Origin of the sequence: Bradyrhizobium diversitatis (genome assembly GCF_016031635.1) — a bacterium.
In the GTDB taxonomy this organism is placed as follows: Bacteria; Pseudomonadota; Alphaproteobacteria; order Rhizobiales; family Xanthobacteraceae; genus Bradyrhizobium; species Bradyrhizobium diversitatis.
On record NZ_JACEGD010000011.1, the window covers coordinates 152,090 to 172,034 of the forward strand.

At 63.9% G+C, this 19,945-nt stretch carries 19 protein-coding genes; 9 read left to right on the plus strand and 10 right to left on the minus strand.

Annotation, left to right across the window (positions count from 1 at the left end):
- The 7 genes from H1B27_RS12780 to pncA all read right to left on the minus strand — a co-directional run bounded on the left by H1B27_RS12780 (position 1) and on the right by pncA (position 8,629).
- Entirely contained in the window at positions 1-1,638 is a 1,638-nt protein-coding gene (locus H1B27_RS12780) for an ABC transporter substrate-binding protein (protein WP_061881667.1), read from the minus strand.
- Between the two features lie 29 nt (positions 1,639-1,667).
- On the minus strand, positions 1,668-2,483 hold the full coding sequence (locus H1B27_RS12785) for a sugar phosphate isomerase/epimerase family protein (RefSeq protein ID WP_197966295.1): 816 nt from the start codon (positions 2,481-2,483) through the stop codon (positions 1,668-1,670).
- Between the two features lie 452 nt (positions 2,484-2,935).
- A complete protein-coding gene (locus tag H1B27_RS12790; RefSeq protein WP_197966296.1) occupies positions 2,936-4,159 on the minus strand; it encodes a DUF1236 domain-containing protein in 1,224 nt (407 codons plus the stop codon).
- Between the two features lie 107 nt (positions 4,160-4,266).
- The gene (locus tag H1B27_RS12795) at positions 4,267-4,650 is read right to left on the minus strand and encodes a GrlR family regulatory protein (protein ID WP_061881669.1); all 384 of its coding nucleotides are present in this window, start codon (positions 4,648-4,650) and stop codon (positions 4,267-4,269) included.
- Positions 4,651-4,686: 36 nt separating this feature from the next.
- Complete coding sequence (locus H1B27_RS12800) at positions 4,687-6,720, minus strand: NAD(+) synthase (protein ID WP_061881670.1); 2,034 nt, start codon at positions 6,718-6,720, stop codon at positions 4,687-4,689.
- Between the two features lie 150 nt (positions 6,721-6,870).
- Positions 6,871-7,986: an alpha/beta fold hydrolase gene (locus H1B27_RS12805; protein ID WP_197966297.1), complete on the minus strand. Its 1,116-nt coding sequence runs from the start codon at positions 7,984-7,986 to the stop codon at positions 6,871-6,873.
- Positions 7,987-8,002: 16 nt separating this feature from the next.
- Entirely contained in the window at positions 8,003-8,629 is a 627-nt protein-coding gene (gene pncA, locus H1B27_RS12810) for a bifunctional nicotinamidase/pyrazinamidase (protein ID WP_197966298.1), read from the minus strand.
- Between the two features lie 267 nt (positions 8,630-8,896).
- On the opposite strand from pncA, the gene glk reads away from it, so the two are divergent.
- The gene (gene glk, locus H1B27_RS12815; protein ID WP_197966299.1) at positions 8,897-9,868 is read left to right on the plus strand and encodes a glucokinase; all 972 of its coding nucleotides are present in this window, start codon (positions 8,897-8,899) and stop codon (positions 9,866-9,868) included.
- A 146-nt stretch (positions 9,869-10,014) separates the two neighbouring features.
- Entirely contained in the window at positions 10,015-10,218 is a 204-nt protein-coding gene (locus H1B27_RS12820) for a hypothetical protein (protein ID WP_061881674.1), read from the plus strand.
- Positions 10,219-10,262: 44 nt separating this feature from the next.
- Here H1B27_RS12820 and H1B27_RS12825 read toward each other — a convergent pair whose 3' ends face one another.
- A complete protein-coding gene (locus H1B27_RS12825; protein WP_061881675.1) occupies positions 10,263-10,640 on the minus strand; it encodes a response regulator in 378 nt (125 codons plus the stop codon).
- A 111-nt stretch (positions 10,641-10,751) separates the two neighbouring features.
- Positions 10,752-11,537, minus strand: coding sequence for a Spy/CpxP family protein refolding chaperone (locus H1B27_RS12830; protein WP_197966300.1), 786 nt, complete (start codon positions 11,535-11,537; stop codon positions 10,752-10,754).
- Positions 11,538-12,017: 480 nt separating this feature from the next.
- Between H1B27_RS12830 and H1B27_RS12835 the strand changes: the two genes are divergently transcribed.
- The 6 genes from H1B27_RS12835 (at position 12,018) to H1B27_RS12860 (ending at position 18,125) form a co-directional block, all read left to right on the plus strand.
- The gene (locus H1B27_RS12835; RefSeq protein ID WP_194393933.1) at positions 12,018-13,358 is read left to right on the plus strand and encodes an ABC transporter substrate-binding protein; all 1,341 of its coding nucleotides are present in this window, start codon (positions 12,018-12,020) and stop codon (positions 13,356-13,358) included.
- A 124-nt stretch (positions 13,359-13,482) separates the two neighbouring features.
- Positions 13,483-14,421 carry a carbohydrate ABC transporter permease gene (locus H1B27_RS12840; protein WP_061881678.1) on the plus strand — a complete coding sequence of 313 codons (939 nt, stop codon included), beginning with the start codon at positions 13,483-13,485 and terminating at the stop codon, positions 14,419-14,421.
- Entirely contained in the window at positions 14,421-15,332 is a 912-nt protein-coding gene (locus H1B27_RS12845; RefSeq protein WP_197966301.1) for a carbohydrate ABC transporter permease, read from the plus strand. The genes H1B27_RS12840 and H1B27_RS12845 overlap by 1 nt, the downstream gene beginning before the upstream one ends.
- Positions 15,333-15,352: 20 nt before the next feature.
- The gene (locus H1B27_RS12850; RefSeq protein WP_197966302.1) at positions 15,353-16,453 is read left to right on the plus strand and encodes an ABC transporter ATP-binding protein; all 1,101 of its coding nucleotides are present in this window, start codon (positions 15,353-15,355) and stop codon (positions 16,451-16,453) included.
- A 33-nt stretch (positions 16,454-16,486) separates the two neighbouring features.
- Positions 16,487-17,476 carry a hydroxyacid dehydrogenase gene (locus H1B27_RS12855; protein WP_197966303.1) on the plus strand — a complete coding sequence of 330 codons (990 nt, stop codon included), beginning with the start codon at positions 16,487-16,489 and terminating at the stop codon, positions 17,474-17,476.
- A gap of 169 nt (positions 17,477-17,645) precedes the next feature.
- Positions 17,646-18,125, plus strand: a complete 480-nt coding sequence (locus H1B27_RS12860; protein WP_061881682.1) for a hypothetical protein — start codon at positions 17,646-17,648, stop codon at positions 18,123-18,125.
- A 283-nt stretch (positions 18,126-18,408) separates the two neighbouring features.
- Here the strand turns inward: H1B27_RS12860 and H1B27_RS12865 are convergent, their stop codons facing one another.
- Entirely contained in the window at positions 18,409-18,906 is a 498-nt protein-coding gene (locus H1B27_RS12865) for a DUF1993 domain-containing protein (protein WP_061881683.1), read from the minus strand.
- Between the two features lie 119 nt (positions 18,907-19,025).
- Between H1B27_RS12865 and H1B27_RS12870 the strand changes: the two genes are divergently transcribed.
- A complete protein-coding gene (locus tag H1B27_RS12870) occupies positions 19,026-19,808 on the plus strand; it encodes a transporter substrate-binding domain-containing protein (protein ID WP_061881684.1) in 783 nt (260 codons plus the stop codon).
- Positions 19,809-19,945 lie beyond the last annotated feature (137 nt).

Sequence of the window (19,945 nt, forward strand, 5' to 3'; positions counted from 1 at the left end):
TCAGGCCTCGAAATTGCCGGCGCGGAAATCCATCGCGAAGGCGGGAGATGCCTTCCACTTGATCGATTTCGGCTTGGCGGTGAAGGTCGCGTTCTGGTGCAGCACCGTGTAGGCGGGGTCTTCGCGCTCGGCGATCTCCAGCATGCGGCGGAACGCCTTCTTGCGCGCAGGCCGGTCGGTCGAGGTCTCCAGGAACTCCGACAGCTTGTTCAGCTCGACATTGGTCCATTCGCCGATCTGCTGCTGCTGGCCGTTCGGCCCGTGCTGGGCGACCAGCGAGGACACGGGATCGTTGAACGCGGCCGAGTTCGACCAGTCGCGGACGGCGCGCGCGGGTCCACGCTCCATGATCTGCGACCAGTTCTCCTTGGTCTCGATCTGGACGTTGAGGCCGACCGACTTCCACATCTCGACCAGGATCTGCGCCGTTGCGACCTGGTTGGTGTAGTAGTTGTTGAGCAGGCGATACGGGATCGGATCGCCCTTGTAGTTGGCCTGCTTCAACAGATCCTGCGCGAGCTTCGGGTCGTAGGCCGGCACGCTCCAGTCGGCATTGAACATGTCGCCGTAGAATTCCCACTGCAGGCCCTTCGGCACGCGGGTGCGGCCAGCCCACAGGCTGTCGACGATGGCCTGGCGATCGATCGCATGGGTGAACGCGCGCCTCACCAGCGGATTGGCGAGCTGAGCGTGGTTCTTGTCGAATACGGTCAGGCGGTGATTGAGGATGGTGCCGCCCTGCACTTCGAATGCGGCGTTCTTCTCGATGCCGGCGATCTGGTCCGGCGGGATGTCGCAGGCGAACTGGTATTCGCCCGACAACAGGCCATTGATGCGGCTCGCGACTTCAGGCACTTCGAGGAAGCGTATGCGCTTGAGCGGCGGACGGCCACCCCAATATTCGTCGTGGGCTTCGAGCGTCAGCGAGACGTCGGGCTTGAGCTCGACGACCTTGTAGGGGCCGGTGGTAACAGGCTTGCGCGCCCAGTCGAGATAGCTCGCGGACTCATCCCAGGCGCGGCGGTTCATGATGTCGGAGCCGTAGCGCGACAGCCGGCCCTCGATGGTGACGTCGGGCGTCGCGTTGTAGAAGCGCACCGTGTACTTGTCGACGGCATCGACGCGCACGAGGTCCGGCCAGATGCGGCGGGCGACGGCCGGCACATCCGGCGGCAGCTCCTTGCCCGGCCGCGGCGTCGGGATCTTCTCGAACGCCTTGATGGTGGAGCGGTTCTTGGCCTCGGTCTCGCCGAACATGCGTTCGCGGCTGAAGGTGAAGACGATGTCGTCTGCCGTCAGTTCGTCGCCATTGTGGAACTTGACGCCCTGACGCAGCTTCACCTCGACAGTCTGATCGTCGATGCGGCGCCATTCGGTGGCAAGGCCGGGCACGGCTTCGAGATTGCCGCGCCAGTTCTTGGAGATCAGGCCCTCCCAGATCGAGGAGAAGAATACACGCTCGCCGACATTGGACTGCTCGCGCAGCACGTCGAGCACGTTCGAGTTGGTGACCTTCTGCACGGCGATCGTGACCGACGGACGGTTGTCGCCTTGCGCAATCGCAAAGCGCGGAAGCAGCAGCGTGCTCGCGGCAACGCCACCGGATTTCAGGATGCTGCGACGGGTGAGCTTGCTCATGATGATGACCCTGCCCTTTGTGATGACGGTTATTCGGCGAGGCCGAGCGCGGCGAGATGGGCGGCGCCGGCGCGGACGTCGTCGTGATTGCGGAGCTCGAGGATCAACCGCGGATTTGACGTCAGACGGCCAAGGGCGCGGAACACGGCCACCCACGGGATATTGCCTTCGCCCGGCGCCCAGTGCCGGTCGGCAAAGCCGTCGGTGTCCTGGAGGTGCACGTGCGTGAGCATGTCGCCGGCGGTCTCGACATAGTAGTCGACCGGCGGCGCTCCGGTGGAGATGTGCGCGTAGTTGGCGTGCCCGGTGTCGAGCGAGACTCGGACCTTGCTGCTTTCGAGCGCCCTGGCGAGGCGCACGCGGTCGCGCGGATCCTTGTCCTCGATGTTCTCGATGACGATCTCGCAGCCGATGGTCTCAGCGCGCGCAATCACCTCGGCGAGCGTCGCCTTGACGCGTTCGACGATGTTGCCGCGGCTTTCGGGATAGAGATCGAGATTGTTGTGATCCCATGTCGTGAACGGCGAGTGGATCACCATCTGCGTCGCGCCGAGGAACTCGGCGGCATCGAGCCCCTGAAGCAGGCGCTTGGTCACCGCCTGGCGGATCATCGGATCGTGACTGTCGATCTTGAAACCCCAGAACGGGCCGTGGATGCCGAGCCGGCCGGTATGGCCGGAAAGCATCTGCTTGATCTCGCCCGCCGTGCTCCGCCAATCGCTGTCGAGCAGATCGGCGCGGAAAAAATCCTGGATCTCGAGATCGCGCTGCCGTTCGAGAAGCCAGTCGCGATGCGCGGGGATCGATTTGATGGACAATGCGGCGCCCAGCACCGGCTTCGACATGGCTTGCTCCTTGACCGTCGGCGATGACGGGAGCAGCGCTAGACCAGTTCAATGACAGGCCCGTGAATGTGTCTTCGGCGGCGCTGACGAGATGTGGACATCCTGCGCATTGCAAGCAACGATGTTGAGCAGCGGTGCTGCCGTCAATGCAGGCATCTGCAGATTCCCAAAGCAGCAAGTTCGATCGTGTCCGTAGTGATCCGGATTTGAATCCTATTCAGATCTCGCGTACATCGCGCGACATCGATCGGCGGCACTTCAAGAGGCATCACCTTCTGATCGCGCACCTCGGGGTTGGGGGACCACATGGGGCGGGGGATCTAAGGCTGGGGCAAGGTGACGAGGTCCGGACTCCTAGGCACTCCGGACCTCGAAACTTTCGACATCGAACGCATCGCGCCGCCCGGCTGGTTTCTGCCGGGCGGCGCGTTGTCGTTTCAGCGTCGTCGTAGTCAGCGCGTCTGAGGCTCGATCGTCACCGTGCAGTCGCCCTGCCCTTGCGTTGCGACCACGATGTTGCCCGCGGGAGCGCCGAGCGCGATTGGCGCGGACGAGCCGCCGTCGGGCATCTGGACCGTCACGCTCAAGGAATCGGTGCGCGCAGTCGAGCCAACGGTCGAGGGTTCCGCTTGGGCGACATTGCCCGAGGCGTCACGCCGCATGATCTGGCAGTTCAAAGGGCTTCCGCCGGCCGCCGCCATGCTCGACGAGGCACTGCCGCCCATTTGTGCACGCGCCCGCGACGGATCGCGGGGCACCTGGCTGACGATGCGATGCGTCCGGGGCTCGACAATGACCACCTCGTCGTCCGTTGCGAAATATTCGTAGTCCCGATATTCGGGCTCGATCGAGACGATCTCGGGCGGCAGCCGGTGGAGACGCACGCGCGGCGGAATCGTCTCGCCGATCCGGATCGAGATGTTCAGATTGCGCTCCGGTTGCGCGAGTCGTGTCCGGCTCATCGTTTCGGAGATCCGCACCTGCTTCTCGGTCGTCACCTGGGCCTGCTGATTGACCTGCGTGTTGGTCTGGGTGGTCTGATTGGTCTGCGTGCCCGATGTGCTGGGCGCGGTCTGCGCATTGTTGGCCGGAGCCGTCCGGCTCGTATCCGTCGCGGTTGCCGGCCGGTTGGTCTGTTGCGCTGGCTGCTGTTGCTCGGCGGCATTGCGCGGCGGCTGAGCCTGGTTGCGCTCGTTCTGCTGAGCAGTTGGGGCGGTCCTGGACTTCTCGGACTCGGCGGTTGATTTCTGCGGCAAAGACTTGTCCTGCTTCGTTTCCGCGCTGCTCTTGCCGCTATCGCGTCCCGGCTTCGCGCTCTCAGCCTCGCGGTTGCGATCGCGTGAAGGTTCGCGAGAGTCTCGTGCCTGATCCTTCCCCTTCGGTTGATCGCGCTCGGCAGAAGGGGTCGGCTGGCGCTTGTCGTCGGCCTCGCGCCTGGCCGCGCCGCCCTTGTCCTCCCGTCCCGCTCCCTGCAGTCTCTCTTGAGCGCCCTGCGCGCGCTCTTGAACGCGCTCATGAGCGCCTTGGGCGGCGCCACCGCGCTGCGGCGCAGCGCCTTTCGCGGGTTCCTCGGTTCGTTTCGGCTCGTCCCTTCGCTCACCGGGCGCCTGAGCGTAGGCGAATCCGGATGCGAGCAGTCCGATGGCTGCAGTCGATAGCATCAAGTGTTTGCGCATGGTCCCTCTCCTCGACAATTCGCAACAACAGACGCGAACGTTCTGTCCTTGCGAAGGTTCCTGAGTGGGAACGTAGCGTTTCACCAGCGGGCCGATCAGGCCGCGCCTCACATCGCATCCTTGAGTGTCAGTCGCGCCGTGAACGTCACGCTGGTCTTGCCGACCAGTGCCATGCCTTCGACGTCCGCACCGCCGGGAAAATAGTCGCCGGAAAAGCCGCAGGTGACCTCCCTGCCGCCGAATGCAAGCGTTCTGCCGACCGCCTCGGCGTGCTGGTTGACGACCAAGTCGCCACGCCACTTGCCGTTCCGGAAAGAGTAGCTGCCGGTGTAGTAGAAGTAGCTGTCGCCGCCCATGATGCGGCCCTCGCAGAGCACGACCACGCCTCGCGCCCGCCCGCGCTTGCCATCACGCATTTCGATGTCGAAAATGTAGAGGCCGTTGGTGACCTTGGCCTCTTCGCTCGTTTGCGCCCCATCTCCGGTCGACATCGATCGTCTCCCAACAACGCCGATCGGCCGCGCCGATCAATCCGGCACGTTCCTTTCGAGATCCTCGAGCCACGCGGCCGCACTCGAATCCGACGGCGCACGCCAGTCGCCGCGCGGCGACAGCGAGCCGCCGGCCGAGACCTTCGGTCCGTTCGGCATGGCCGAGCGCTTGAACTGGCTGAACGCGAAGAAGCGGCGCAGGAACACTTCGAGCCAGCGGCGGATCTCCGCCAGATCATAGGCCTTGCGCCGATCATTCGGGAATGCTGGCGGCCACTCGCCCTTGGCGACGTCCTTCCATGCCTGAAGCGCCATGAAGGCGATCTTGGACGGCCGCATGCCGAAGCGCAGCGTGTAGAACAGGTTGAAGTCCTGCAGCTCGTAAGGTCCGACGGACGCTTCCGTGCTCTGCGGCTTCTCGCCGGCCTCGACCGGCACGAGTTCCGGCGAGATCTCGGCCACAAGGATCGAGCCAAGCGTCCGATTGACGTCGTCGCTGAACTGTTTGGAGGAGATCACCCAGCGGATCAGATGCTGGATCAGCGTCTTCGGCACGCCCGCATTGACGTTGTAATGCGCCATCTGGTCGCCGACACCATAGGTGCACCAGCCCAGCGCGAGTTCGGAGAGATCGCCGGTGCCGATGACGATGCCGCCGTGATGGTTGGCGAGCCGGAACAAGTAATCCGTCCGAAGGCCCGCCTGCACGTTCTCGAAGGTGACGTCGTAAACCTTCTCGCCCTTGCCGAAGGGATGACCGATGTCCTTCAGCATCTGGGTTGCGGTGGTGCGGATGTCGAGCTCCTGCCAGCTTGTCCGCAACGCCTGCATCAGTGCCAGCGCATGGGTCTTGCTCTCGCTGCCGGTGGCAAAGCCCGGCATGGTGTAGGCCAGGATGTTCTCGCGCGGCAGGCCGAGCAGATCGATCGCCTTGGCGGCCACGATCAGTGCATGGGTGGAATCGAGCCCGCCGGATACGCCGATCACGACGCGCTTGGTGCCAGTCGCGCGCATGCGCTGCACCAGCCCGGCGACCTGGATGTTGTAGGCCTCGTAGCAGTCCTGCTCGAGCAGGCTCTCGTCGCTCGGCACGAACGGAAAGCGCTCGACCTTGCGCAGGAAGCCGATGTCAGCGGCCGGCGGCTTCAGCGCGAATGTCACCTTGCGGTAAAAGGCCTCGCGCTGCCGGCGGTTGTCGTCGAACGTTCCCATCAACGCGCGTTCCTGCCTGAGCAGGTCAAGATCGACGTCGGCCAGCGTGATCTGGCCGCCCTGGCGGAATCGCTCGCCCTCGGCCAGCAGCACGCCGTTCTCGAAGATCGAGGTCTGGCCGTCCCAGGCGAGATCCGTGGTCGATTCCCCTGCCCCGGCGGCCGCATAGACGTAGGCCGCGAGGCAGCGCGCTGACGTCGATTGGCACAGCAGTGCGCGCGAGCGCGCACGGCCGATCGTGATCGGGCTCCCGGAAAGATTGATCAGAACACTCGCACCCGCGAGCGCGAGCTCCGAAGCCGGCGTCACCGGGATCCACATGTCCTCGCAGATCTCGACGCCGATGGTGAGGCCCGGGACGTCCTCGGCGGCGAACAGGAGATCCACGCCGAACGGGGCGTGCAGGCCGCCGAAGGCGATCGTCTCGCCGGCGATGCCGGCGCCGGAGGCGAAATGCCGTCCCTCATAGAACTCGCGGTAGGTCGGCAGGTAAGATTTCGGCACCACGCCGAGAACGTTGCCGCGATGGATGACGACAGCGCAGTTGTAGATGCGATGACCAAAGCGCAGCGGCGCCCCGACGATCAGGACCGTCATCAGCCCCGCGGAAGCTTCAACGATCGCGGCGAGCCCGCGCTCGACGGCATCGAGCAGCGGATCCTGCTTGACCAGGTCCTCGATCGCATAACCGGACAGGCACAGCTCGGGGAAAACCGCGACCGCCGCCGACTGCTCGTGGCAGGCATCGGCCGCTGCCAGGACAGCCCTGGCGTTGGCCGTGGGATCGGCGACATGGGACGTGGTGACACAGGCCGCCACGCGCGCAAATCCGTGAGCGTAGATCGAGTGGAAAGTCATCGAGCGCCGTACCCTTAAATCTCTTCAATCTCTTCGCTGGCGAAGCCGTTCAGCCCCGGATCCTATGTAGCCCATCGACCGGGTCCCGTGCGAGCCATCCGCCGGCATGCATAACGGACTTGCAGCGCGGCCCGCCCGGCGCCGGCGAGCTCAGGCGCTGCGGGCCAGCACGCCGGGCAGATCGTCGCGCAGCCACCCGGCGATCCGGCGCCAGGCATGCGCGTGGGTGCGCGCGCCTATGAACAGTCCAAGATGATTGCTCGGCTCGGAGGCCGCCGCAATGAAGGCTGGCGGTGTGCCGACGAGCCCGGCGGTGGCGAGCGCTTGCGCCGCCGGCACCACATCGTCGTCGAGCCCGGCCAGTAGGAAGATTGGCGTCTTGACGTCCTTCAGATGAACCGGGCGGCCGAGCGCGACGAAACTGCCCCCGGCAATCCGGTTCTCCCGGAAAATTCCGTTGACGATCTGGAGATAGTAAGTGCCCGGCAGATTGAGCGTCTCGGCGTTCCAGCGGTCGAAGCGCGCGAGCAGCGCGGTGCCCTGCTCGTCCGAGAGATCCCGCTGCAATGCCGCTGCGATATCGTCGCTATCAGGCGCCTTGGACCAGAAGTGCAACATCTCCTCGCCGCTGACATTGCCGCCGCCGCGCGAGACGAGCTGGTCGTAGACCAGCTCGGGCGCGTTGCGGGCGAGGCGCGAAAGCGAGGAATCGATCGACAAGTCCACGGGAGCACCGACCAGGACCAGCCGCCGCACCTTGGCTGGAAAGCGCGCCGCGTAGAGCAGCGACAGCCATCCGCCCTGGCAAAGGCCGACGAGATCGACCGGCGCACCGATCTCGTCGATGGCGACGTTGAGGTCGGCGAGATAGCTGTCGATCGAGAGATAGCGCATGCTGGGGGTGGCCGACCGCCAGTCGGTGACATAGATCCTCTCGACACCGCCTTCTTGCAGCGACTGCACCACGCTATGGCCTGGCGCGAAATCGGCGATCAGGGCCCGATGCAGCGCATAGGGGGCGCAGACCAGCGCCGGCTGGCCGGACCGGGTCCGCGAGCAATCGCGCAGTTGCATCGTTGCGAGCTCCAGGGCAACGCTGTTGGGCGTCGTCCATGGCAGCCTGCTCTCACCCTGCTTCGCGGGTCCGCGCTCCAGCCACCAGAAACAGGCATCCATGGCGAGCTGCGCCGCCGCAAACGGCCACATCCGTGGATCGTCAGGGGCATGCCCTGGTCTACGTGGCTGTCTGGCGGTCCTCTCCACCATGGCTACCTCTATATCCTCACAGGAACGCCTCGAGGCTGACGACAGCGATGCCGCGGTCCCTGAAACTTTGATGGGTCGCGGCCACCGAGCCGTCGAGATCGATGCCACGGCAGGCATCCTCGATGACGGCCACCTCCAACCCCGCCTTACGCGCATCCTCCGCCGAGAAGCGGACGCAGAAGTCCAGCGCCAGACCGGCGACAAAGACGGTCTTCAGCTCGCGTTCGCGCAAATAGCCGAGGAGTCCGGTCGGCGTCCGATGGTCGTTCTCGAACAGCGCCGAATAGGAATCGATGCCACGGCGAAAGCCCTTGCGCACCACGAGGCCTGCCCGCGTCAGGTCGAGATCGCGATGAAATTCGGCGCCCGCCGTGCCTTGCACGCAGTGCGCCGGCCATAGCACCTGCGTGCCGTAGTCGAGCTCGATGACCTGGAACGGCTGCTTGCCCGCATGGTTTGACGCGAACGAGACGTGGTCGCTCGGATGCCAGTCCTGGGTCAGCACCACATTGGCGAATTTCTGGGCGATCCGATTGATGGCAGGGACGACCTTCTCGCCACTGGGAACGGCGAGCGCTCCGCCGGTACAGAAGTCGTTCTGTACGTCGATCACCAGCAACACGTCGCGGTCGGAAATCTTCATTGCAAGGCCCCACTCGATCCGCCCGGCGTCAGGCGCCGGACGCTCCTTCCCAATGTCGATCTTCCGGCGCAGCTTAGCAACCACCGACCGCGTGCGGCGATACCGCGCTGACGGCCAGGATTTACCCAGAATGCAACGGTTTGACCTTGTCCGTGTTGACTAGGAACAACCAAGCGAGGATTCTCAGACCGTCCGCGGCTTGCGGATCGGATCAGGAACGGAGGAGAAGGTTCCCGAGGGCCGCAAGGCCGCGGAAGCCGCAGGGCTATGGGCATCGGCAAGACAGGAACCATTCTTCTCGCCGATATCGGCGGCACCAATGCGCGCTTCGCGCTGAACCGGAACGATCAGACCGGACCGATCGACTACGTGAAGGTCGCCGACTTCCCGACGGTACGGGAAGCCATCGCGGATGTCCTGGCGCGCCGGTCAGGCGGCGAGCAGCCCCAAAGGGCGGTGCTGGCCGTTGCCGGTCCCGTCACCAACAACCGCTGCGTCATGACCAACAGCCCCTGGGTCATCGACGGCAACGAGCTGCAGCCCGCGCTCGGCTTCGACAGCGTGCACGTGCTGAACGACTTCGAGGTGGTCGCCTGGTCCCTGCCCGCCTTGCAGCCTGCCGATCTGATCCCGCTCGGCGGAGGCGATGGCCTGCCCGGAGAGCCGTTGCTCGTCGTCGGGCCCGGAACTGGCTTTGGTGTCTCCTGTCTGATCGAACGCCATGGTTCGCGACTGGCGGTCGTCACTGAGGCCGGACATGCGACCCTGCCGGCCGAGAACGAGCGCGAGGAACGTGTGATCGCCTGCTTGCGCCGGCGCCTCGGCCATGTCTCCATCGAACGTGGCGCCCTCTCGGGTTCCGGACTGCAGAACCTCTATGAAGCCTTGGGCGAGATCGATGGCGTCCAGGTGCCGCATCGCGACGCCGCCGCCATCACCAAGGCTGCGCTGGAGGGCAGCTGTCCCGTCAGCCGCGCGACGCTGGAGATGTTTTGCGCCATCCTTGGCTCGGTTGCCGGCAATCTCGCCGTGACTTTCGGCGCGCGCGGCGGCGTCTATATCGCCGGCGGAATCGTGCCGCGCTTTCGCGAGTTCCTCGCGGCCTCCGCGTTCCGGGCGCGCTTTGAAGCCAAGGGACGTTTCCAGGACTATCTGCGCGACATCCCGACCAGGCTGGTGATCAAGCCCGATGCGAGCTTCGTCGGCCTGAAGATGTTTGCCGACCACACTGCGGATTGACGGACGATCACGCTCCGCTTGCTGGCGTATTCCAGTAATTCACAGATGATTCAGCACGCGCCCGGTTCCAGGCGGGAACGTGCTTGCGTGCATGTTTCAGATGCGAAACAATCTCTCCGTGTGTGGCGTAGTTGCGGGGGCGTGACATGCGTAAGCAGGATCTGGGTTTCGACTATCACCGCTATCACCGTCTGCTGAGCGAAGCGGACAGCGAAGACAAGCGGCTGGCCCTGATCGAACTCCTGATCGAGGAAAAGGCGCGCGACCGGCTGGCCGCTCAGCGCGCGTCGGATCGCGCAGCCATGACGGCCCACACCATTGCCAAGGTGCTGAGGAACGGTCGCAACTGAGTCGGCTGAATCACCCTGCGGCCGTGCGCGTCGGGCGTGATCGGTCAGCCTGGGGTTTTGGTTGACGGCCCGGGAAACATCGAATCGATCATCGCCTTGAGCTGATCCATTGCGATCGGCTTGCGCAGGATCGGCCTGCGTCGGAGCAAGGACGGCAGCAGTTCCGGACCGTAGCCGGTGGCGAACAGAAACGGTTTTCCGCGACGTTCGATCAGATCGGCGACGGGATCGACGTAGACGCCCATGAGATTGATGTCGAGGATGGCCATGTCGTATTGCGCGGTCATGGCAAAGGCGCTGGCGTCGCGCACATTATCCGCTTCCGCGACGACGTGGTGGCCGAGTTCCGCCACCATGTCGGCCATCATCATCCGGATCAACGCCTCGTCTTCGACCAGGAAAACGGAGAGTCCGTCCGCCATATCAACCCCGCAGTCAGCTTGCGAAGCTAATCATAATCGAATTGCGGGGAGGATTCACGAATTCGTGGCGGGCGCCGTTAATTCGGCCCCGCCCGGACCGATTCAACTTGATCAGTCCAGCCCCCGCTCGTGACTGAGGTGCACCATCTCCTGAATGAAGACCTGCTTCTGCTTGTCGTCGAGGCTCGAATAGAGCGGCTCGGCAGCGTCGGCAACGTTGCGCTGGTCGGCGGCGCGATCAATCAGGAATTGGGCCTCGTTGCGCATCTGCTCGATGATGTCGTCGGGCGGATCCCGCTTGGCGCGCGCAACCCTCAGGTTGAGCCGCTCTGCACCATTATGCCCGAGGTAGTGCATCGCGCTCGAGAAGCCGTACCAGTGCTTCTCCTGGTCCGGCGTGAGGTTCAGCTGGGTCTTGATCCGCTCGATGTAGGAATCGCTGTTGGCGACGATCTGTTCGGCGGTCAGCTGCGGCGTGCCGGGCTGGGTGAGAACCGTGACGTCCTTGTTGCCCTTGTCCTGCGGCGTGTTCTTCGCCTCTTTGGTCGCTTTGGCGCCCTTGCCCGGCTTGGCGCTCTTGGCATCCTTGTCCTTGGCTGCGCCTTGCTGCTTGGCGTCCTTGCTGGACTCCCTGGCGGCCGGCGGAGGATTGCCGCCGTTGTTGTTGCCGACGCCGAGCACGCCCGTGAAGACCCCAACCACGCCGCCGATTGCGCCGCCGAGCACGCCACCGACCGGACCTGCCGCCTTGTTCCCGGCCGCAGCGCCTTCCTGAACGCCTTTGACCAATCCTTGAGCATTCGCCCACGTCGCTGCGCCGAGCAACAGCGCGAGCATGGACCCCAGCGCGAGCCATCGTCGCAGGTAAGGCCGCGCTGGCGGCGCCGCATTGATCATTCTCGTCTCCATCGTCGATCCAATTGGTCTTGGCGGGCGGAAGCAAACCACCAGCAGAACTCTATCGTTTCCAGCGCTTTGCGGTCCAGACACGGCCGACTGCTGTCCACGCCGGAAAAGTCTGTCGCGCGAAGCGGTTATGCAAGCTCATTCGAAACTGCGGCGTAATTGCGCAACGGATCGTTCCGGGTTGGCCCGTGCGCTGTGTGCGTCGCAAAATGTGCGTTCGCGGTTCACGTTCGACGCATGGCCCTGACATGCAGCGACGCGCGTCTCGGGCACAACGTTAGTTTTAGACGCGGAGCCGCTAGGCTTTCTCGACAGACGCCATCAATCATGATCTGATCGCGCTACCAATTTGCCCCGGGCGGTGTGAGTTTTCACGTCGACCGCCGGCATCAATAAGAAAATTCGAAAACAAGAAACTCATAAAGTCTCTCAGAGGAAACTCCAACAACAACACCCAGGCGAGGAAACGAGATGTCACGCAAGACACTGACGCGACGTCAATTTGTGGCTGCCACTGCAATGTCCTCCGCGGCGCTGATCACGGCGCCCTACGTCCGGGGCGCCTACGCCGCCGGCAAGCTCTCGATCGGCTTCTGGGACCATTGGGTTCCGAATGCCAACGATGCCTCCACCGCCATGGTCAAAGCATGGGGCGAAAAGGAGAAGGTCGAAGTCTCGATCGACTACATCACCAGCAACAACAACAAGATCCAACTTACGGTCGCAGCCGAGGCCCAGGCAAAATCCGGTCACGACATCCTGCAGATGCCGACCTGGTGGCCGCACGCCTACGCTGAAAATCTCGAGCCGGTGAACGACGTCATGGAGCCGCTCATCAAGCAGAACGGCGAGGTCAACGGCACCGTCAAATATCTCGGCCAGGCCGGCGGCAAGTGGCTCGCCGTTCCCGCAACCCCGGGAAGCCAGATCAAGGGACCCTGCTCCCGCATCGATCTGATGAAGAAGCATGCCGGCATCGACGTGCAGGAGATGTACCCTGTCGGTGCGCCCGCAAAGGCGGACAATTGGACGTTGGAGACCTTCCTCAAGGCGGCCGAGGCCTGCCACAAAGGCGGCGTGCCATTCGGGATCGGCCTCGGCGAAACCACCGACAGCGTCGACACTGCAGGCGCGATCTTCCAGTCGTTCGGTGCCGAGCTCGTCAACGCCAAGGGCGACGTCACGGTGAAGACCGATGCCGTTCGTCAGGCGCTCGAATACTACAAGAAGCTGATCGCCTTCCTGCCGCCGGACGCTCCGTCCTGGGACGATGCCTCGAACAACAAATGGCTGATCTCGGGCCGCGGCGCGATGATCCTGAATCCGCCGAGCGCCTGGGCGGTCGCAAGGCGCGACGCGCCGCAGATCGCCGAGCAGTGCTGGACGCACGGCATGCCGTCCGGGCCCAAGGGCCGCTTCGCACCCTACCTGCCGTACTTCTGGGGTCTCTGGAGCTTCAGCAAGAACAAGGAAGCGGCCAAGAGCCTCCTCACCTACCTGTCGCAGCCGTCATCGATCGAAAAGTTCGTCGCGGCGAGCGGCGGCTACGATCTGCCCGCCTACGCCAACATGACGACGCTGAAGACCTGGGCGGAGGAAGGGCCGCCGAAGGGGACGCTGTATCACTATCCGAACCCCAACAACCATCAGACGCTGTCGATCGCAGCGTCTCCGGCGCCGCCCAAGATCGCACAGCAGATCTACTTCCAGGCGACGTTGACCAAGATGGCACTGCGCTATGCGCAGGGCGAAAAGATGGAGGCCACGCTCGCCTGGGCCGAAGGCGAGTGCGAGGGCTTCATGCGGAGTTGATGCCGGGCGTGTGCCAGGCGGCTCGCGCTTGAGACGTGAGCCGCCATGCACCGCGTGCCGCCAATCGAGGAGCCGGCCGATCGGGCCGGCTTCGCCAGTCGACAATTTCCGAGAAAGCTACGCCATGGCCGATGTCGTCGTTGAGCAAGGTCAAGCGGTCCGTGCGGCGCGCGCGCGCAAGCCGGCCAGCCTTCGCAATGTCCTGGGACGAAAATCGACGGTCGCGTTCTTCCTGACGCTGCCGCTGATCCTGCTGATAGCGCTCCTCGTGCTCTATCCCGCCGTCTACTCCGTCCATCTCGCCACCCTGAACAAGTCGATGCAGAAGTTCGTCGGCTTCGGCAACTTCCTGTTCCTGTTCAAGCGCGACACCTTCTGGATGGTGGTGAAGCAGTCCTGCATCTTTGCCGTCACGGCCGTGTTCTTCAAGGCGCTGATCGGATTCATCGTCGCCCATTTCGTGCACAACATTCCGGCCAAGGGGCAGCGCAAATGGCGCGGCATGCTGCTGGTGCCCTGGGTGATCCCGCCGGCGATGAGCACGCTGGCGTGGCTGTGGCTGTTCGACCCCTCCTACAGTGCCTTCAACTACACGCTCTCATTCTTCGGCATCGGCCCGATCAACTGGCTCGGCGACAATGTTTGGGCGCGCTTTTCCGTCATCCTCGTCAACATCTGGTACGGCGCGCCGTTCTTCATGATCATGTATCTGGCCGCGCTGAAATCGGTGCCGGACCAGCTCTACGAGGCCGCGGCGATCGACGGCGCCAATTGGTGGCAGAAGATCTGGTACGTCACGCTGCCGATGATGCGGAATATCATCGCGATCACGGCGCTGTTCTCGCTGATCGTGACCTTCGCCAATTTCGACATCGTGCGCATCCTGACCTCGGGGGGCCCGCTCGACCAGACGCATATCTTCGCCACCTGGGCCTTCAAGGTCGGCATCGAGGGCAGCGACATTCCACTCGGCGCCAGCGTCTCGCTGTTCATGGTGCCGATCCTCGCCGTCGCAGCGATCTTCATCCTGCGCGATGTCTCCAAACGCGGGAATGAAGCCTGATGAGCACGCTTGCAATCGACAAGGCCGGACCGTCGCGGAAGATCAAGTACGGCAGCATGAGCCGGGACCGCGCCTGGGCGCTGCGCTGGTCCTATTTCTTCCTGGTGCTGTTCGCGATCTTCTTCCTGACGCCGCCGATCTACATGCTGATCACCTCGCTCAAGAGTAGCGCGGAAATATCGGCGGCGACCAATCCCTGGTGGGTGTTTCACCCCACCTTGTCGAACTATGTCGAGCTCCTGACCTCCAACCAGTTCCTGCGCTTCTTCTGGAATTCGTCGATCGTCTCGCTCGCGGTCGTCCTCGTGACCATGCTGATCAGCGTCCCCGCGGCGTTTGCACTGGCGCGGATGAAGTTCTGGGGCTCGACGACGCTGGCAACCGGCGTCTTCCTCACCTACCTCATCCCGGACAGCCTGTTGTTCATTCCGCTGTTCAAGATGCTGGCGTTGGTCCAGGACTACACCGGCATCACGCTGCTCAACAGATGGTACGTGCTGCTGTTCATCTATCCGACGCTGACCGTGCCGTTCTGCACCTGGATCATGATCGGCTATTTCGCCTCGATTCCGAAGGAGCTCGATGAAGCCGCGCTCATCGACGGCGCCTCCTGGTTGCAGACGCTGACGCGGATCTTCATCCCGGTCGCCCTGCCCGGGCTGATCGCAGCGACCATCTTCGCCTTCACGGTGTCCTGGGCGCAGTTCCTCTATCCCCTCGTGTTCACGACGTCGGTCGACCAGCTCGTGCTGCCGGTCGGCATCACCACCACGCTGATCAAGGGCGACGTCTTCAACTGGGGGCAGATCATGACCGGCGCGCTGCTCGGCGCCGCGCCGCCGCTGATCATCTACGCTTTCCTGATGGACTACTACATTGCCGGCCTGACCGCCGGCGCGACAAAGGGTTGATGACGAGGAGCTGAAGTTCGATGGCTGACGTTGCTTTGCGGAAGGTAGTCAAGCGTTACGACGACGTCGAAGCCGTGCGCGGCATCGACCTCGACATCGCCGATCATGAGTTCATCGTGCTGGTCGGCCCCTCCGGCTGCGGCAAGTCGACGACGCTGCGCATGATCGCAGGCCTCGAGGACATCAGCGACGGCGACATCATGATCGGCGGCGACGTCGTCAACGACGTGCCGCCAAAGGACCGCGACATCGCGATGGTGTTCCAGAACTACGCGCTCTATCCGCACATGACGGTCGCGGAGAACATGTCGTTCGGGCTGCGCCTGAAGCACTACCCCAAGGCCGAGATCAAGGCACGGGTGACGGAGGCCGCCCGCCTCCTCGACATCACCGACCTGATCGACCGCAAGCCGAAGCAGCTCTCCGGCGGCCAGCGCCAGCGCGTCGCCATGGGCCGGGCCATCGTACGCAATCCAAAGGTCTTCCTGTTCGACGAGCCGCTGTCCAATCTCGACGCCAAGCTCCGCGTGCAGATGCGGATCGAGATCAAGAAGGTGCACCAGAAGGTGCGCACCACCACGGTCTACGTCACCCACGACCAGGTCGAGGCGATGACGCTGGCCGATCGGGTGGTGGTGATGAACAAGGGCCGGATCGAGCAGATCGGCACGCCGAACGAGCTTTACCACAAGCCGGCGACGCGCTTCGTCGCGGGCTTCATCGGCTCGCCGGCGATGAACTTCATTCCGTGCCGGCTCGAAGATGTCGGCAGCACGCTTCAGATCCGCCTCACCGACCGCATCGCTTTCCCGCTGCCGCCGGCCCGCGCCGCGCGTTACAACGCGCTGCCACGCACCGACAAGCTGCTGCTGGGCCTCCGGCCCGAGCATCTCACCGAGTCGCACGCGCATCTCGAGTCCGGGGTCGAGACCTTCGATACCGTGCTCGACGTGACCGAGCCGATGGGCATGGAGACCCTGGTCTATTTCGGGCTCGACGGCACGCCGGTCTGCGGCCGCGTCAATCCCAATGCCGGCGCCAAGGACGGGGCACCCATGCGCCTGGCGATGGACCTCAACAACATGCACCTGCTAAATGAAGAGACCGGCGTCGTGTTGTGACGCTGTGAAGAAACGCGAGCAGGCAGGGGAGCGATGGCGACCAACAAGAAGAAGATTTTCATTACACAAACTTTGTCGCAAGGGGCACGTGCCCTCCTCACCCAGCGGGACGATATCGAGCTCGTCGAGTTTCCGAACCTGATCTCGGCGAAGGACTTCGAGACCTTGCTGAAGAGCCATGCCCCAGTCCACGGCGTGGCCCTCGGCGCCACCGCCTTCGGCGAGACCGAGCTCGAGGCATCAAAAGACATGAAGGTGGTGACCCGCATCGGCGTCGGCTACGACGCCGTCGACGTGCCCGCCCTCTCCCGCCGCAAGGTGCCGCTGATGGTGGCGGGCAGCGCGAACTCGCCCTCGGTTGCGGAAGCGGCGCTGTTCATGATGCTGACGCTGGCCAAGCGCGCGCAGGAGATGCACGCCTGTGTCAGGGACGGCAAATGGGCCGACCGGCTCGGCATGCTGCCGTTCGATCTCTACGGCAAGACCGTGCTGATCGTCGGCTTCGGCCGCATCGGTACTCGCACCGCCAAGCGCTGCCTGGCGTTCGAGATGAACGTCCAGGTCTACGATCCCTACAAGGAAGCCGCCGAAATCAAGGCCGCCGGCTGCGAGCCCGTCACCGACCTCGACGCCGCGCTGCCCAACGCCGATTTCGTCACGATCCATTGCCCGAAGACGCCGGAGACGGTCGGCCTGTTCAACGCGGCGCGGATCGGGCGGATGAAGCCGAAATCCTACCTCATCAACACCGCGCGCGGCGGCATCGTGAAGGAAACAGCGCTCTACGACGCCCTGGTCTCCGGCAAGCTCGCCGGCGCCGGCATCGACGTCTTCGAGGTGGAGCCGCCGCCGGTCAGCAACGCGCTGTTTGCGCTGGCAAACGTCATCATGGCCCCGCATGTGGCCGGCGTCACCGTCGAGGCGGTGAGCCGCATGAGCGAGCAGACTGCGCGCAACATCCTGAGTGTGCTGGACGGCGATCCCATCCGGCAAAACGTCATCAATCAGGACGTGCTGGGCTGAGCCGAGCTCCGGGCGGGCGTCGGGTGCGCCCGCCTTCGGAGTGCCAGAAAGCGTCCCATTTTGGTGCAAATCGAGCCCCAACTCAGCCTTAATCAAGCGCGCGTAATAAGACCCGCCGCGGCGGCAGTGGGACAGACTGGCCGGCCGCGTCGAGCTGGAGGATGAACCCTTGTCAGAGATCGACCCGACCGACCACGCGCTCGCGACCATCGCCAGCATCCTGGAGCACCCCGAGCCCGTCCTCGTCATTCGTGAGACCGAGACCATCCGGGAGACCGAGATGGTCGTCGTCGGTGAGGAGCCGTCCGCCGAAGAACATCATGCGGTCGACGAGCATCCAATGGTCGATGAGCAGCCGCTAGTGCCGGAGCACACCGATGCGGACGGCTACAGCAAGGTTGGCCCCGGCCCGATGGTCGCGATCCGCCTCAAATGGACGGTCCATCGCGGCGATGACGGCCAGTTCTACGTCCACGAGACCATCGGCGAGCAATCTGCCCCCGTGGTCAGCGGCCCGATGACGAGCGAGGCCGCCGTGCGCTTCGTTGACGAGCGGGAGGACGAGTCACATCGTCGCTTCGAAGAGCTGCGCAGCGAGATCGCCGGCCGAAGCTCGCTCGCCGACTACGAGCGCAAGGGCGAAGCGTAAGGCAGCTTGCAGACCGGATGTGTCTGCACCTCCTCCCCGTCGGAGACAGGGCAATCGTATTTGAACCTTTGGCAGAGGTCGTCATGCCCGGGCTTGTCCCGCCTGCGCGGCCGAAGCCGCCACGGCGCGGCGAAGGCCCGGGCATCCACGTTCTTTGTGCTGCGTGGAGAGGCGTGGATGGCCGGGACAAGCCCGGCCATGACGCTGTAGAAACAGTCGGAGCCCCACAACCCACACCTCATCGGCGATTACCCCGCCGTCGGGGAGAGGTGTGGATCAAGCTCTACCGCCGTCCGAGATAATCCTTCTTCACGAGCTCGACGCCGGCGTGCCGCAAGAGGTCGTAGGCCGTGGTGACGTGAAAGAAGAACTGCGGGATGCTGAACGTCAGCAGCAGCGTCCGCCCGGTGAAAGGCAGCTCGGTCCCGTTCTTCAACCTGAAGAAGACACTCCGTTCCGCCGCCGCGTCGATGTCCGCGCGCGGCAGGCTTTCGATGAACTCGATCGACGTCGCGATGCGCGCCTGAAGCCCGGCCATGTCGTGTTCGAGCACGGGCAGCGTGACCGGGTCGCGATCGGCCAGCAAGGCCGGAGCGACTGTGGCGTGGCGGCAGGCTTCGCCGACCTGCTGCGCCAGATCATACATGTTCGGCGCAAGGCGCATGCCGAGCAGAACCGTCGGATTGAACTTGCGGGCCTCCGCATCAGCGACGCCCTTGTCGAGCAGCGCGGACAGGTTGCGCAAATAGGGCACGAAGAGGCCGACTGAGGCCTCGTACATCGAGATCGTCACCTCTGGATTCCCTTCAATTCAATTCTGCCTCGCCACCGAGAGGCATCTGGTCTAAATCCACCGCTCAAGGGCTGCACAATGACAGCTCGGGTATGGGTGGAAAAGAGATGATCGTTCGGTTCTGGACGGCTTTGGCCGTGGCGTTGCTGGTGAATGTCTCGGCGCAGGCTCAGCAGGCCGCGCCTTCGCGCCTCGACGAGATCGTCAAGCGCGGCACGCTACGGGTCGGCATGACCGGCGACTACAAGCCCTTCACCTATCTGGACAAGACCACGCAGCAATTCAGCGGCTTCGACGTCGACATGGCGCAGGCCCTCGGCAAGGCGCTCGGCGTCAAGGTCGAATTCGTGCCCACGGCCTGGCCGAGGCTGATGAAGGATTTCGAGGCCGACCAATTCGACATCGCCATGGGCGGTGTCTCGGTCACGCTCGACCGGCAGAAGAAAGGCTTGTTCTCTACACCGATCATGCGCGAGGGCAAGACCCCGATCGCGCGCTGCGCCGACGTCGGCAAGTACCAGACGCTTCCGGATATCGACAAGAAGGGCATCCGAATCATCGTCAATCCCGGCGGGACCAATGAGCGCTTCGCGCGTGCCAACATCAGGGATGCCGAGATCACTGTCTTCGCCGACAACACCGTGATTTTCGACGAAATTGCCAAGGGCAACGCCGACCTGATGATGACGGACGCGTCCGAAACCCGCTACCAGCAGAAGCAGCATGCCGGGGTGCTCTGCGCGGTCCATCCCGACAAGCCGTTCGACTTCTCCGAGAAGGCCTATTGGCTCCAGCGCGACATGGCGCTGAAAGCCTTCGTCGACCAATGGCTGCACATTGCCATGGAAGACGGCAGCTACAAGAAGATCTACGCCGCCTGGTTCGACTAAAGCGCGATGCGATTAGGATGAATCGTCATCGCGCTTTAGATTGTTGTTTGAGCAGATCTTTTCGGAAAACCGCTGCTTTTCCGGGTTATGCTTTAGGCGTTTGTGGCCGCATCCTCCTGTCGCTTGCCCTGGCCAAA

Bases quoted from the DNA above. Each gene is read 5' to 3' on its own strand.
- H1B27_RS12835 (WP_194393933.1), top strand. From the start codon at position 12,018: ATGTCACGCAAGACACTGACGCGACGTCAATTTGTGGCTGCCACTGCA.
- glk (WP_197966299.1), top strand. From the start codon at position 8,897: ATGGGCATCGGCAAGACAGGAACCATTCTTCTCGCCGATATCGGCGGC.
- H1B27_RS12780 (WP_061881667.1), bottom strand. From the start codon at position 1,638: ATGAGCAAGCTCACCCGTCGCAGCATCCTGAAATCCGGTGGCGTTGCC.
- H1B27_RS12865 (WP_061881683.1), bottom strand. From the start codon at position 18,906: ATGTACGAGGCCTCAGTCGGCCTCTTCGTGCCCTATTTGCGCAACCTG.
- H1B27_RS12845 (WP_197966301.1), top strand. From the start codon at position 14,421: ATGAGCACGCTTGCAATCGACAAGGCCGGACCGTCGCGGAAGATCAAG.
- H1B27_RS12830 (WP_197966300.1), bottom strand. From the start codon at position 11,537: ATGATCAATGCGGCGCCGCCAGCGCGGCCTTACCTGCGACGATGGCTC.
- H1B27_RS12795 (WP_061881669.1), bottom strand. From the start codon at position 4,650: ATGTCGACCGGAGATGGGGCGCAAACGAGCGAAGAGGCCAAGGTCACC.
- H1B27_RS12820 (WP_061881674.1), top strand. From the start codon at position 10,015: ATGCGTAAGCAGGATCTGGGTTTCGACTATCACCGCTATCACCGTCTG.
- H1B27_RS12840 (WP_061881678.1), top strand. From the start codon at position 13,483: ATGGCCGATGTCGTCGTTGAGCAAGGTCAAGCGGTCCGTGCGGCGCGC.
- pncA (WP_197966298.1), bottom strand. From the start codon at position 8,629: ATGAAGATTTCCGACCGCGACGTGTTGCTGGTGATCGACGTACAGAAC.
- H1B27_RS12790 (WP_197966296.1), bottom strand. From the start codon at position 4,159: ATGCGCAAACACTTGATGCTATCGACTGCAGCCATCGGACTGCTCGCA.
- H1B27_RS12870 (WP_061881684.1), top strand. From the start codon at position 19,026: ATGATCGTTCGGTTCTGGACGGCTTTGGCCGTGGCGTTGCTGGTGAAT.
- H1B27_RS12800 (WP_061881670.1), bottom strand. From the start codon at position 6,720: ATGACTTTCCACTCGATCTACGCTCACGGATTTGCGCGCGTGGCGGCC.
- H1B27_RS12855 (WP_197966303.1), top strand. From the start codon at position 16,487: ATGGCGACCAACAAGAAGAAGATTTTCATTACACAAACTTTGTCGCAA.
- H1B27_RS12805 (WP_197966297.1), bottom strand. From the start codon at position 7,986: ATGGTGGAGAGGACCGCCAGACAGCCACGTAGACCAGGGCATGCCCCT.
- H1B27_RS12825 (WP_061881675.1), bottom strand. From the start codon at position 10,640: ATGGCGGACGGACTCTCCGTTTTCCTGGTCGAAGACGAGGCGTTGATC.
- H1B27_RS12850 (WP_197966302.1), top strand. From the start codon at position 15,353: ATGGCTGACGTTGCTTTGCGGAAGGTAGTCAAGCGTTACGACGACGTC.
- H1B27_RS12785 (WP_197966295.1), bottom strand. From the start codon at position 2,483: ATGTCGAAGCCGGTGCTGGGCGCCGCATTGTCCATCAAATCGATCCCC.